General features: G+C 58.3%; 10 protein-coding genes. 6 read left to right on the forward strand and 4 right to left on the reverse strand.

Translation table 11 applies throughout. From position 1 onward, the window contains the following. The first annotated feature begins 303 nt into the window (after positions 1–303). Complete coding sequence (locus FIV08_RS05485) at positions 304–1,638, forward strand: sodium-dependent transporter (RefSeq protein WP_152437619.1); 1,335 nt, start codon at positions 304–306, stop codon at positions 1,636–1,638. A 445-nt stretch (positions 1,639–2,083) separates the two neighbouring features. On the opposite strand, the gene FIV08_RS05490 is transcribed toward FIV08_RS05485, so the two are convergent. Further along, positions 2,084–3,982, reverse strand: a complete 1,899-nt coding sequence (locus tag FIV08_RS05490; RefSeq protein WP_152437620.1) for a sigma 54-interacting transcriptional regulator — start codon at positions 3,980–3,982, stop codon at positions 2,084–2,086. 303 nt (positions 3,983–4,285) lie between these two features. Here FIV08_RS05490 and FIV08_RS05495 point away from each other — a divergent pair, with 303 nt between their 5' ends. From FIV08_RS05495 to cynS, 4 genes are read left to right on the forward strand one after another with little or no spacing between them, the layout of a single operon-like run. Further along, positions 4,286–5,710, forward strand: coding sequence for an ABC transporter substrate-binding protein (locus FIV08_RS05495; protein WP_152437621.1), 1,425 nt, complete (start codon positions 4,286–4,288; stop codon positions 5,708–5,710). Between the two features lie 2 nt (positions 5,711–5,712). Further along, positions 5,713–6,540 carry a nitrate ABC transporter permease gene (gene ntrB, locus FIV08_RS05500; protein ID WP_072677764.1) on the forward strand — a complete coding sequence of 276 codons (828 nt, stop codon included), beginning with the start codon at positions 5,713–5,715 and terminating at the stop codon, positions 6,538–6,540. A gap of 57 nt (positions 6,541–6,597) precedes the next feature. Further along, positions 6,598–7,506 carry an ABC transporter ATP-binding protein gene (locus tag FIV08_RS05505; protein ID WP_152437622.1) on the forward strand — a complete coding sequence of 303 codons (909 nt, stop codon included), beginning with the start codon at positions 6,598–6,600 and terminating at the stop codon, positions 7,504–7,506. 28 nt (positions 7,507–7,534) lie between these two features. After that, positions 7,535–7,978, forward strand: coding sequence for a cyanase (gene cynS, locus FIV08_RS05510; protein WP_058093075.1), 444 nt, complete (start codon positions 7,535–7,537; stop codon positions 7,976–7,978). A gap of 453 nt (positions 7,979–8,431) precedes the next feature. Here the strand turns inward: cynS and ilvD are convergent, their stop codons facing one another. The 3 genes from ilvD to ilvG all read right to left on the reverse strand — a co-directional run bounded on the left by ilvD (position 8,432) and on the right by ilvG (position 12,388). Beyond that, positions 8,432–10,108 carry a dihydroxy-acid dehydratase gene (ilvD, locus tag FIV08_RS05515; protein WP_152437623.1) on the reverse strand — a complete coding sequence of 559 codons (1,677 nt, stop codon included), beginning with the start codon at positions 10,106–10,108 and terminating at the stop codon, positions 8,432–8,434. A 316-nt stretch (positions 10,109–10,424) separates the two neighbouring features. Beyond that, entirely contained in the window at positions 10,425–10,697 is a 273-nt protein-coding gene (locus FIV08_RS05520) for an ACT domain-containing protein (RefSeq protein ID WP_152437624.1), read from the reverse strand. Further along, positions 10,694–12,388, reverse strand: coding sequence for an acetolactate synthase 2 catalytic subunit (gene ilvG, locus FIV08_RS05525; RefSeq protein ID WP_152437625.1), 1,695 nt, complete (start codon positions 12,386–12,388; stop codon positions 10,694–10,696). The genes FIV08_RS05520 and ilvG overlap by 4 nt, the downstream gene beginning before the upstream one ends. A gap of 341 nt (positions 12,389–12,729) precedes the next feature. On the opposite strand from ilvG, the gene FIV08_RS05530 reads away from it, so the two are divergent. After that, complete coding sequence (locus FIV08_RS05530; protein ID WP_152437626.1) at positions 12,730–13,812, forward strand: efflux RND transporter periplasmic adaptor subunit; 1,083 nt, start codon at positions 12,730–12,732, stop codon at positions 13,810–13,812. The last annotated feature ends 2 nt before the right edge of the window (positions 13,813–13,814 follow it).

Genomic DNA, 13,814 nt, shown 5'->3' on the forward strand with positions numbered 1-13,814 from the left:
TCACGCGCGCTTCGGGATATTGTCTTTGCTTTTACCCTTGGTATTCCTGTGCTGCACGTCGGTAGGGGGGTATGGGGTATTTTTCTGGCAGGGAAAAAGATGTCTGAGCGAAGCGAGTTGTTTTTCCCAGAAGAAAAATACCCCATACCCCGCGTACCCGCCCCCACAACCCGAAGGCTAGGAGCCCAAGGCCGAAGTCCAGGAACAAAGAACCAAGAGCGCGTTGACCCCAGTCATGAACCTGAACGGCTGATTTGTTAGGCTTCCGTGCAAATAAGTCAGACCACGGGGAGCCAGTCACAGGTGACCAAACGCCACGAGTTTATTGAAGAATCCCGAAAGCAATGGAGTTCAGAACCGGCCTTTGTGTTCTCCATGGCAGCGGCCGCCGTTGGCCTCGGGAACCTTTGGCGGTTTCCCTATATGGTTGGGGAAAACGGTGGTGGAGCCTTCGTGGTGGCTTACCTGCTGGCATTGGTGATTGTGGTCCTGCCCATCATGATTCTGGAGGTAGCAGCCGGACGGTTGTCTGAGGGTAGTACCGTTCAGACCTTCCGCCAGGTCAACCGGTTTGGTGCCATCTACGGCTGGTTTGTGGTGCTGATCACCATGGCAATCACCAGCTACTATCTGGTAATTACTGGCTGGACGCTGGGCTATGCGGTGGACGCTGCCACGGATGACCTGCGTGTTTTCAGTGAATACAGTGCCGGCTACAACTCGCTATGGTACTTCCTGATCGTAACCGTACTGGCTGCCATCATCCTGGCTCGGGATGTGAAGGCGATTGAAGTCTTCTCGAAAATGTTGATGCCCGTGCTGCTGTTGGTGATGATCGGGCTGATGCTGTTTGCCTCGACGACGCCGGGATGGGAGCAAACCAAATCTTTTTTCTTTGACGTGGACTGGAGCCGGCTTGCAGACGGTCGTCTGTGGGCGTTTGCCTTTGGCCAGGCGTTCTACACCCTCGCCATCGGGCAGGGATATCTGGTCACCTACGGCAGTTTTATCCCCCGCAAAACCCACGTGCCCCGGGCTTGCCTGGTCGTTGCCGGTACTGAGACCAGCGTTGCCTTGCTGGCGGGGTGGATGATCTTCCCATTTGTGTTCAGTCTGGGCATGGAGCCTACCGAAGGCAGCCAGCTGGCGTTTGTCACCATGCCGCAGGTGTTTGAGGATATGCGTGGTGGTTACTGGGTTGGCGTGCTTTTCTTCGCATTATTCTTCATGGCCGCATTTAGCTCCAGCCTGGCGGGCCTGAAGGTGATGATTGCCGCAGTGGCGGAGGAGTTTCGCCTCAGTAATGCGGTGGCTGTCAGTATCGTCACCGTGGTGATGCTGGTGCTCGGTACCGCATCGGCATTGAGCTTCACACCCCTGGAATGGACCATCGCCGGTGAGCCAGTGCTGGATGTGATCGACCGGGTGGCCGGTGGCAATGTGATTATCTTCTCTGGAGTATTCGGAGCCGCCTTGTTCTGCTGGTTTATACCCCCGCAGCGAATCCGGACCGTTCTGGGCACCGAGAGCCGTTGGTGGGAATGGCGGATTTACCTGGTCGGTCGGTTTCTGCCCGTGCTGGTGCTGCTCTGGATTGTAGTCACCTACGCGCTCAGCCAGCTTGGGTTTGGCTCGTAGTCCACTTGCTGCGGAGGTGGGGGCTGGTTTGGGCTCCTAGCCTGCTGGTTGAGGGGCGGGTACGCGGGGTATGGGGTATTTTTCTTCTGGGAAAAACAACTCGCTTCGCTCAGACATCTTTTTCCCTGCCAGAAAAATACCCCATACCCCCCTACCGACGTGCAACTCAGGAATACCAAGGGCAAAACGCAACGAAAGTGCCCTGAATTAATGACTAGCACTGGACCATATCGCTCGTTTTCGCTTCTAAGCGCAAAAACCAATGCGGTCATCAAGCGGTTACCCGCCAATGCCCGTCGGCGCGGGGTGGTTGTTGGGTTTTTTGCCGGAAAAAGATGTTTGAGCGAAGCGAGTTGTTTTTCCAAAAAAAATCCAACAGCCGCCCCGCAAGCCCGCCCGCACAGCTGGAAGGCTAGGAGCCCAAGCCAGAAACCCAAGCGCAAACCTAAGAAGCCCGAAACTGCCGAGCATCCAACTTGAGCTTGCCCAGGCGGGAGTTGAGGGTCGTCGGTTTGATGCCTAGCAGTGCCGCTGCTCCGTCATCACCGAATATGCGCCCGCCAGTCATTTTCAGCGCCTTGATCAGGTTCTGTTTCTCCAGCTCCTTCAGATCAGCCTCGGTTAACAGCTCACTGTCGTAATGACGCGATGGCGTTGAGTTCGCTGCGGCATGCGCAGAAGGTTCGACACCCGGAAGGTCCAGGTCCAGGCGGCCAACGGCGGTAATCACCTGGCGTTCGATCACGTTTTCCAGTTCCCGAACGTTGCCCGGCCAGTGGTAGGCCTTGAGGGTACTCACATCTCGTTCTGTCAGAACCAGCGGTGGCCGGTTGAACTTCTGACACGCCCGGTTCAGGAACTCCTGGGCCAGCATCGGGATGTCTTCAAGTCTCCTGCGCAGGGGGATGGACTCGATGGGGAAGACGTTGAGGCGAAAATACAGGTCTTCCCGGAAGGTTTTCTCCTGCACCTCCGTTTTTAACTCCCGGTTGGTGGCCGCTATTACCCTTACATCGACGGCGCGAGTCTTGTTCTCACCCACGCGTTCGAACTGCTGATCCTGAAGCACCCGCAACAGCTTGCCCTGCAATTCCAAAGGGATTTCACCCACTTCATCCAGAAACAGGGTGCCGCCGTCGGCCAGTTCGAATCGGCCGATTCTGTCGTTCACGGCGCCAGTGAAGGCGCCTTTGATGTGGCCGAAGAACTCGCTCTCAAACAGGTCTTTTGGAATCGCGGCGCAGTTTACCCGGATCAACGGGCGGTCGCGTCGGGTGCTGGCCTGGTGGATGGCGCGGGCAATCAACTCCTTGCCGGTGCCGGATTCGCCGGTGATCAGAACGTTGGCGTCTGTCGGAGCCACCATGCCGATGCGCCGCACGATGGCCTTGATGGCGTCGCTCTGGCCGAGGATTTCGTGGAAGTGGAACTCCGCGCTGAGTTCTTCCTGTAGGTAGGCATTTTCCATTTCCAGCCGGCGTTTCAGGCTCTCTACTTCTTCCAGTGCTGACTGCAGTTCCTTCTGGGCTTGCAGTCTGGCGGAGATGTCCCGGAACACCACAACCGCACCCACCGGGTGGCCGTTGTCCATGATCGGGGTGCTGGTGTACTCCACCGGAAACCCGGTGCCGTCTTTGCGCCAGAACCAGTCGTCGCCAACGCGCTTGATGCTGCCATCCCGGAAAGCGCCGTAGATGGGGCATTCTTTCAGTGGGAACAGGCTGCCGTCTTCGTGGGAGTGATGCACAACACGGTGTATCACGCGCCCCATGAGTTCATCCATGCGCCAGCCCAGCATGCGCTCGGCGGCGGGATTGGCGAAGGTGGTGCGGCCTTCGGCGTCCACCCCGTAAATGCCTTCGCCAACGGCGTGGAGAATCAGCTGGTTCTCCCGCTCCATATCCTTGAACAGCTCTTCCACTCGTCGCCACTCCAGCAGGCCACCCCGGTGGTAGTGATTGGCTTCGTGGCGTTCGCGCAGGGTTCTCAATTGTCGCCGATCACGCAGGAGCAGTAGCAGGGTTTGCGCTTCTGCCTCGCCCACGCAGGAAGAAGAAATTTCCAGTTCAACCGTGTGGCCATCCCGGTGTTTCAGGTGGAAATCACGGCTCCAGCTGTGGCTGCGGAACAGGGTTTCTTCGGTGAAATTGATCAGCTGGGGCCGCTGGTCAGCAAACAGCTGGGTACATGCCATGTTGGCAATGGATTGTCGGTCGGTGCCGGCCATTCGTGCCATGGCGCTGTTGGCGGAGAGGATCAGGTCCTGGCCCGCATCTACCAGAAGGGCAGCCTCTGGCAGGTGGTTGATCCATTGGTGTGTTTCCATGCGTTCGGGCTGGTTCATGCCGGGCCTCCGCTTGAGTGACGGTAAATGCCAAACAAAGCCTGTGCCAACTACGAAAAATCGAAGCGCTCACTACGATAAATCGTGCATTGCGAAATTTCGTAGTGCACCTGGTTAGCATGAGTTTGTATTAAGCCCCATAAAAACAATGAGGTAGAGGTTTTAATAAAGTTGGCACGAACCCCGCAATAGTCATCTCAGAACGTGCTGTTTGCCAAGGCCAAATCCTGGCCGGGCAGAACCAGAGTCTTAGTTGCACCGCAAGAGTGCAAAAAAACTATCTGAGAGTAGGGAGAGTGCACCATGACAACCAAAAGCCTTGGAAACCCGTTTGACGGCGACCAGTCACTGATCCACGCGAAAACCTGTGGTTGCCCGGAATGCAAGCCTGGTGACGGCCTGCCGTCTGTATCGCTGAACCTTCGTGAGACTGCGGGCGAGCAAGCCACAGGCTCTACGGCCGGGATGGATTCCGAAGCCATGATGGACCGCGCCATCGAAAGCGCCGTGGTGCGTTCGGTGTTCGGTCACAACGATCACAGTCGCCGCAGCTTCATGAAGATGATGGGGGCAGGCACCGCAGCGGCATTGCTGGGCTCTGTGTTCCCCATGGATAAAGCCAAGGCGGCGGTGAAGGAATCTCTGGGCAAGCTGGAAAAAACCAAACTGAACGTTGGCTTTGTGCCGATCACCTGCGCCACGCCCATCATTATGGCCGCTCCGATGGGGTTTTATGAGCGCTATGGCCTGGACGTCACCGTCACCAAAACGGCGGGTTGGGCCGTGGCTCGGGACAAGTCTCTGGCGGGTGAATATGACGCCTCACACATGCTCACTCCCATGCCCCTGGCCATGACCATGGGCGCCGGTTCCACGCCGGAGCCGTTCATCATGCCAGCGGTTGAGAACATCAACGGCCAGGCGATCGTGCTGCACGTGGACCACATGGACAAGCGCGACCCGAAGCAGTGGAAAGGCTTCAAATTCGGGGTGCCGTTCGAGTATTCCATGCACAACTTCCTGTTGCGCTATTACCTGGCTGAAAACGGTATTGATCCGGATAAAGACGTTCAGATCCGGGTGGTTCCGCCACCTGAGATGGTGGCCAACCTGCGCGCCGGCAACCTGGATGGCTACCTGTCACCAGACCCGTTCAACCAGCGAGCGGTATGGGAGAAGGTCGGCTTCATTCATATGCTCACCAAGGATATCTGGGAAGGGCACCCCTGCTGCGCCTTCGCCTGCAGCCAGAAATTTGCCAGCCAGAACCCGAACACCTACGGCGCTTTGTTGCGCGCCATCATCGACGCCACCCAGTACTCCAATGAGCCTGAAAATCGCAAAGAGATCGCCGAGGCCATTGCCCCCCGAAACTACCTGAACCAGCCGGTGCCGGTGATCCAGCAGGTGCTGACCGGCCGATACGCCGATGGCCTGGGCGAGGTGCAGAACGTGCCGGACCGCATCGACTTCGACCCGTTCCCCTGGCACTCCATGGGCGTTTGGATTCTTACCCAGATGAAACGCTGGGGCTACATCGAGGGCGATGTGGATTACAAAGGCATCGCTGAGCAGGTCTACCTGGCGGGTGAAACCGGCAAGCTGATGCGTGAGATGGGTTATACGGCACCCACCGAGACCTACAAAACCCACACCATCATGGGCAAAACCTTCGATCCGGAAACCCCGGAAGAGTATGCCCGCAGCTTTGCCATCGGGAGGATTTGATCATGGCCTCGTTGAATGTGAGGGCAGCACTGCTGTCGGTGTCTTTCCTGATTCTGGCTTTGGGTATGTGGGAAATGGCCACACAGCCCCCGGCCGCTCAGGAAGCCATGTCGGAGTATGAACTGCTGATGGGCGGTGCGGACCAGGAATCCCGTGTGCCGCCACCCACGGCGGTTCTCAAGGTGGCCTGGGCTGAATTGTCCAACCCGTTCTACGACGCGGGTGCCAATGATAAAGGTATCGGCATTCAGTTGGCCTACTCGGTTTACCGGGTGCTGACGGGGTATCTGGCGGCCATGGCGATTGCCCTGCCATTGGGCTTTCTGATTGGCATGTCGCCGCTGATGTACAAGGCGCTCAACCCGTACATTCAGGTGCTTCGGCCCATCTCGCCCCTGGCCTGGATGCCGCTGGCCCTGTTCATTATCCAGGATTCGGATGCGTCGGCCATCTTCGTGATCTTCATCTGTTCCATCTGGCCTATGTTGCTGAACACCGCCTTCGGCGTGGCGAACGTGCGCTCGGACTGGGTCAACGTGGCGCGCACCCACGAGCTCAATCCGTTCAAGACGGCGATTACGGTGATTCTGCCCGCAGCAGCACCAACCATCCTCACCGGTATGCGCATCTCCATCGGCATCGCCTGGCTGGTGATTGTGGCGGCGGAAATGCTCGTGGGCGGCACCGGTATTGGTTACTACGTGTGGAACGAGTGGAACAACCTCGACCTCGCCAGTGTGATCTTCTCCATCCTGATGATCGGGGTGGTGGGCATGCTGCTGGACCTGGCTCTGGGCAAGGCTCAGAAGCTGGTTGAATACAAAGAATGATCGGGCAGGGCGCCACTGAGCTGGCGCCCGCCAGAACCCTCCGACTGGAGAAGTGTTATGAGTAAGTCATTTCTGGAAGTAGATGGATTGTCGAAGGTATACCCGGGCGGGCAGGGCGGTGAGTTGACGGTCTTCGAAGATATCCGATTCGCCCTTCAGAAAGGTGAGTTTGTGTGCATCATCGGCCATTCCGGCTGCGGCAAATCCACCATCCTGAACGTGTTGGCTGGCCTGGATGAGGCCAGTACCGGCAACGTGGTGATGAACGGCAAGGAAGTGAAAGGCCCGGGCCTGGAGCGCGGCGTGGTGTTTCAGAACTACAGCCTGCTGCCCTGGAAAACCGCTCTGAACAACATCATCTTTGGGGTAAAGGCTCGCTGGCCCAGCTGGTCCAAAGAGAAGGTGCGAGAGCACAGCGAGCGCTACCTGAAAATGGTCGGCCTGGACCACGCCATGGACCGCAAGCCCTCCCAGCTGTCTGGCGGTATGCGCCAGCGAGTGAGCATCGCCCGCGCCTTCGCCACCCAGCCCGAGCTGCTGTTGCTGGATGAACCCTTCGGCGCTTTGGATGCCCTCACCCGCGGGGTGATTCAGGACGAGCTGGTAAAAATCTGGGAAGAAACCCGCCAGACCGTGTTCATGATCACCCACGATGTGGATGAGGCCATTCTGCTGTCTGACCGCATCTTCCTGATGTCCAACGGCCCCAACGCCCGCATCGCCGAGAGTGTGAAGGTAAACCTGCCGCACCCGCGCTCCCGGGCCACCATTTTCCAGAACCCTGCCCATCAAAAGATCCGGCATTACCTGGTGGATTTTCTGGTGAATCGCAGTGGCTCAGCGCTGCCGGAGCAGGATGGCAGCCCGAGAGTAGTAGACCCCAGCACCGATGAGCTGACGCCCGACCCGGCGCCGGCCGAATCCGAGACCAAGACCGAAACCACCGCGAGAGCGGTGAATGCTTGATGTTGATTGTCCACAAGAGGAAATAACCATGATGAACAAAGAACTGATGACCGCAAAAATCCTGGAAGCCAAGGTTGCCAAGGGCATGACCTGGGAAGCCATTGCTGAATCCATTGGTATGTCGCCGGTGTTCACCACCTCAGCCTGCCTGGGCATGAACAGCTTCACCGAAGACAAGGCGTTCGCCCTGTGCGAAACCCTGGGCCTGGACAAGCCGGTGGCAGAAGCATTGCAGGTGTGCCCGAAGAAAGCCTGGGAAGGCGGTGTGCCCCAGGACCCGCTGATCTACCGTTTGTACGAGATTGTGGGTGTGTATGGCGACACCATGAAGGAGCTGATCCATGAGAAATTTGGTGATGGCATTATGAGTGCGATTGATTTCACCATGGATATCGAGAAGGAGGAGAATCCCAAGGGTGACCGTGTGGTGGTTACACTGAACGGGAAGTTCCTGCCTTACAAAGCCTGGTAATTTTGAGTTTGCCCGCTCCTAGCCTTCTGGTTATGGGGCGGGTACGGGGGGTATGGGGTATTTTTCTTCTGGGAAAAACAACTCGCTTCGCTCAGACATCTTTTTCCCTGCCAGAAAAATACCCCACACCCCCCTACCGACGTGCATTACAGGAATGCCGAGGGTAAAAGCAAAGAAAGCATCCCGAAGTAGCCGTGAGCGTTGCACTGAATCGATCCTTTCCCTTTCTGAGCGCAAAACCTACAAGGGCTTTTATCAAGCGGATACCCGCCAATGCCCGTCGGCGCGGGGTGGTTGTTGGATTTTTTGCCGGAAAAAGATGTCTGAGCGAAGCGAGTTGTTTTTCCAAAAAAAATCCAACAGCCACCCCGCAAGCCCGCCCGCAAACCGGAAGGCTCGGAGCCCAAGCCAGACGGTACCCGCAAAACCAGCAGGCTAGGAGCCCAAGCCAAACTACGGCAGGTCAGTAACGGCCCCCGTAGATGCAGAGCTGACCACCCGGGCATACTTGGCGAGAACGCCACGAGTAAACCTTGGTGCCGGTGGCGTCCAGGCCTTGCGGCGTTTCTCCATTTCCTCTTCAGAGATCTCCAGGATGATGGAGTTGTTGACCGCATCAATGGTAATGGTGTCGCTGTCCTCCACCAGGGCAATCGGCCCGCCAACAGCCGCCTCCGGGGTGATGTGGCCGACCACAAAGCCGTGGCTGCCGCCTGAGAAACGGCCGTCGGTGATCAGTGCAACATCGCTGCCCAGGCCCTTGCCCATGATGGCGGAGGTGGGACTGAGCATTTCCCGCATGCCGGGGCCGCCTTTGGGGCCTTCGTAGCGGATGACCAGCACATCGCCGGCGACCACGGTGCCGTCGAGAATGCTTTCCTGGGCTTCTTCTTCGGAGTGGAACACCCGTGCCCGGCCGGAGAAGTGGGTACCTTCTTTACCGGTGATCTTGGCAACGGAGCCTTCCGGTGCCAGGTTACCAAACAGAATGCGTAGATGACTGTCTGCTTTGATGGGGTTTTCAAAGGTCCGGATGATCTGCTGGTCTTCCGGATAGGGCTCTACGCCAGCCAGGTTTTCGGCCAGTGTTTGTCCGGTCACGGTCATGCAGTCGCCGCGCAACAGGCCGCGGTCGAGCAGCATTTTCATCAACGGCTGAATGCCGCCAATGGCCACCAGTTCAGACATCATGTAATGGCCGGACGGCCGCAGGTCGGCCAGTACCGGCACCTGTTTGCCTATGCGCACGAAGTCATCCAGCGACAACTCCACGCCCGCAGTGCTGGCCATGCCCAGCAGGTGCAGCACCGCGTTGGTGGAACCGCCCAATGCAATGACCACGGTAATCGCATTCTCGAACGCTTCGCGGGTCATAATATCTGAGGGTTTGATGTCAGCATCGATCAGCTTCAGCACCGCCGCGCCCGCAGCTTCACAATCGGCCAACTTGGTGTCAGACACCGCATTCTGCGCCGAACTGCCCGGCAGGCTCATGCCCATCGCCTCAATGGCCGAGGCCATGGTGTTGGCGGTATACATACCGCCACAGGAACCCGGCCCGGGAATCGCCGTTTCCTCGATCTGCTTCACCTCAATCAGGTCCATATTGCCGCGGGCATGGGCGCCCACTGCTTCGAACACAGAGATAATATCGGTGTGGTTCTCGCCAGGCAGAATGGTGCCGCCATACACAAACACCGACGGCCGATTGAGCCGCGCCAGCCCCATCAGGCAACCCGGCATGTTCTTGTCACAACCACCAATCGCCACCAGCCCGTCAAAACCCTCACAACCGGCCACGGTCTCAATGGAATCGGCAATCACCTCCCGCGACACCAGCGAGTACTTCATGCCTTCGGTGCCGTTGGCGATGCCGTCAGAAATTGTGATGGTATTGAAAATCAGGCTCTTACCACCGGCAGCGTCCGCCCCCTTGGCCGCTTCCCGGGCCAGGCCGTCAATGTGCATATTGCAGGGCGTCAGATTACTCCATGTAGAGGCAATACCCACCTGCGGCTTCCGAAAGTCCTCATCCTGAAACCCCACCGCACGCAACATCGCGCGACTGGCAGACTTGTTAATGCCATCCACCACCGGTGCGGAATAACGACGTCGTTTGTCCGTGGCCATAAAAGTGCCTCCCATCAAAAGTAAAAAGTCATCCAACCAGCAAAAACCACAAAACCCGGAAGTGCAAGATTTCCAACAAGCGCCGCAGGCAAAAAATCCCTAGACCAGAAAGGCCCGTCGGTAGTGGGGGCAACACAGGTCTAGGAAGTTTTCCCCGTGAACCCGCCAATGCCCGTCGGCGCGGGGTGGCTGTTGGATTTTTTGCCGGAAAAAGATGTCTGAGCGAAGCGAGTTGTTTTTCCAAAAAAAATCCAACAGCCACACCGCAAGCCCGCCCGCACAACCGGAAGTCTGGGAGCCCAATCTCAACGAACCCCTAAGCCGAACGAACAGCCGCTTGTTCCTGGAGGGCCACATCAACAACCGTATGCAGCTTCTCCAACTGAGAGCGTAACATGGCAATAGGCCGGCTGCCGGAAAGAGTCAGGGCGATGTCCAGATGATCATCGGCAGACTCCATAGACATACGCGAAATCTGGAAACCCCGAACCCGCACCACCTGGCAAAGCCGCTCCAGCGCCGCCGCCTCCTGGTTCATCCGACAGTTCAAGGTATAACTTGGCAAAGCCGTTTGCGCTTGCGGGTTCATGCTACGTACTCCTTGGTGGTGGTGCGACGGTTCTCGTCAATCATGTCTCGGTTACTGGCGCCGGGTTTCACGATGGGCCAGACATTCTCCTCCCGGCTGATGGCCACGTGCAGCAACATCGGGCCGTCGTAAGCCAGGATCGTCTCGATACCCCGGCGGATCTGATCCGTGCGCTCAATATGCAGGGCCGGGATATCAAACGCCCGTGCCATGGCGACAAAGTCCGGGTTGTCGTCCAGATTGATGTGGCTTTCACGGTTGTTGTAGAACAGCTCCTGCTGCTGGCGCACCATGCCCAGGCACTGGTTGTCCAGAATGATCAGCTTGAGTGGCAGGTTGTAGCGGCGAATGGTGGCAAGCTCCTGGGCGTTCATCATGAACGAGCCATCACCGGTGACATTGATGACCGTGCCGCGGCGATTCGCAAACTGGGCGCCGATGGCCGCCGGCAGGCCGAAGCCCATGGTGCCCAGGCCGCCACTGGTCAGATGGTGCCGTGGGTGGTCGAATTCGTAATGCTGGGCTACCCACATCTGATGCTGGCCAACGTCACAGGCGATTACCGTGTCATCCGGTGCAATGCGGGAGAGCTGGCGGATGAAGGCGGGGCCGGTGATCGGCGCCAGGGCTTCTTCGTTGTCCGCGGCCTGGAAGCCGCCAGTCGTGTGCCAGGTTCGGCACTGTTTCTGCCAGTCTGCAATGGCCAGTGGCTTCGCTTTTAAGGCCTCGGTAAACGCAGGCAATATCCTGTTCAGGTCACCCCGCAGGGCCAGGTCTGCCGGCCGCAGTTTGTTGATCTCGGCGGCATCCGCATCGATATGAATCATCCTCGCGTTAGGCGCGAAGCCGTCCAGTTTGCCGGTGGCCCGGTCGTCCAGGCGGGCGCCAACCACAAACAGCAGATCGCACTCATCAACCGCCTTATTGGCCGCCCGGGAGCCGTGCATGCCCAGCATGCCGAGGCTGTGAGGATGGTTTTTGCCGGGGTTGCCAATCCCCTTGAGGGTCACAACACCCGGCAGGGCTGACGCGTTGGCAAAGGCACGGAAGCTGTCCTCGGCGCGGGCCAGGGACACGCCGCCGCCACTGTAGAGCAGGGGGCGTTTGGCTGAGTAAAGCATGATCAGTGCTTCGGAAATGTCCGGGCAATGCGGATCTGGCTGAGCGCAGGTTGTAGCAGCTGGCGCCTCGATCTCCGTCAACTGGATGTCTTTGGGAATATCAATCCACACCGGCCCGGGCCGGCCGCTCTGGGCCAGGGTGATGGCTTCTTCCATGATGCCAGGCAAGGCCTCGGCATCGTCTACCAGGTAGCTGTGTTTCACGATGCCCAGGGTCATGCCCAGAATGTCGGTTTCCTGGAAAGCATCGGTGCCGATCAGCCCGGATGGAACCTGCCCGGTGATCACCAGCATGGGAACGGAATCCATGTAGGCATTGGCAACGCCGGTAATCAGGTTGGTGGCACCGGGGCCGGAGGTGGCGATGCAAACGCCGATCTCACCGCTGGCTCGGGCAAAGCCGTCGGCCGCCAGGGCGCACGCCTGTTCGTGGCGGCACAGCACGTGCTCCACACCCACATCGTCCACCAGGGCATCGTATAGTGGCATGATGCAGCCACCCGGATAGCCGAAAACGGTGTTGATGTTATGGCGGTGGAACGCTTCAAGAATGTGCTGTGCGCCGTTCATGGTCGTTTTTCCCTTTTTCTTTGCCGCAAAAAAGAAACCCCCGGGACCTTGCGGTGCCGGGGGTTTCTGGTGTCTTTGTCAGGTTGTCGCTATCTCACCTGCTTGTCCACGCAAAAGCCCCCGGACGGTACCACGACCACCAGGACTAGCTTCACGATGACAACCATTGCGTTGAGATTCATAAAATCGACAGTCTGCTCTGAATAGATTCAAACAATGTGTGTAGAATCTAACCCACGTTTTAAGCCGGTTGCAACTGTTTATTGCCGGAAATGTGGCCGCGTCCGCCCAGGGTGGGTTGTCACGGCCATCAATAAGAACGATTCCGTGGCGAGTGTTACATGACAAAAGCAAAACTGGGCTCTCTTGGGCTGTCACTACTGATCCTTGTGCTTCTGGTTGTCTGGATGGCTACCGGAGATGTAAAGGTCGCCAGTAAAGAGGCGCCGGATGAGCCACAGGCGCAGGAAGCGGAGCGGACTCGGGTTGAAGTTGAGACCCTTGAGGCAACCCGTTACCAGCCCACCCTGAAACTTCAGGGGCAGCTTGAGCCCTGGCGCTCGGTGATGGTCGGTGCGCGGGTAGCCGGCACGGTTGAGCGAATGCAGGTAGAGCTGGGGCAGAACGTTCGTGCCGGGCAGGCCTTGTTGCAGCTGTCGGTTGATGGCCGGGATGCCGTTGTAGAACGCTGGCGCGCCAACATTCAAAAGCTGGATGCAGACCTTGCCGCCGCGCGCCGGTTGAGAACCAACAACCTGGCGGCCGAGACCGACATTCTCCGGCTGCAGAGCGATCTGGCTGCGGCCCGCGCGGAACTGGCGGCTGCAGAACTCGCGGTCAGGCACCTTCGGCCCGAGGCCCCGTTTGACGGCGTGGTTAACCGCAAAGATGTGGAGCAGGGCGATCTTGTGCAGGTGGGTACGCCGATGCTGGAACTGGTGCAGATTGACCGGCTCAAAGCCACCGGCAGAATTCCACAGCAAACCGTGAAGGATGTTCAGCCGGGGCAGGCAGTGGAGGTTAATCTTCTGGATGGCACACGGCTGGCCGGTGTCGTCAGCTTTGTTGCCAGCGCGGCAAGCCCCGAAACCCGCAGTTTTGCCGTTGAAATTGTTGTGGAGAATCCCGAACAAAAACGCGCGGCTGGGGGCACGGCCAACCTGAATATCCGGTTGCCCGAGCAGGATGCGATTTTTATCTCACCGGCGTATCTGAGCCTGGACGATGACGGCCGGCCCGGCGTGAAATATGTGGATGACAGCAACGCTGTGGTTTTCCGGAACGTTCAGCTGTTGAGCGTATCCACCAACGGTGCCTGGGTGTCTGGCCTGCCGGAGCAGATTCGCCTGATTACCCGTGGTGGCGGTTTTGTGGCCGAGGGTGAACAGGTTGAGCCCGTTGATCGCTCGGATCGGCGGGGTTAACG

Source organism: Marinobacter sp. THAF197a (genome assembly GCF_009363275.1).
Classification (GTDB): domain Bacteria; phylum Pseudomonadota; class Gammaproteobacteria; order Pseudomonadales; family Oleiphilaceae; genus Marinobacter.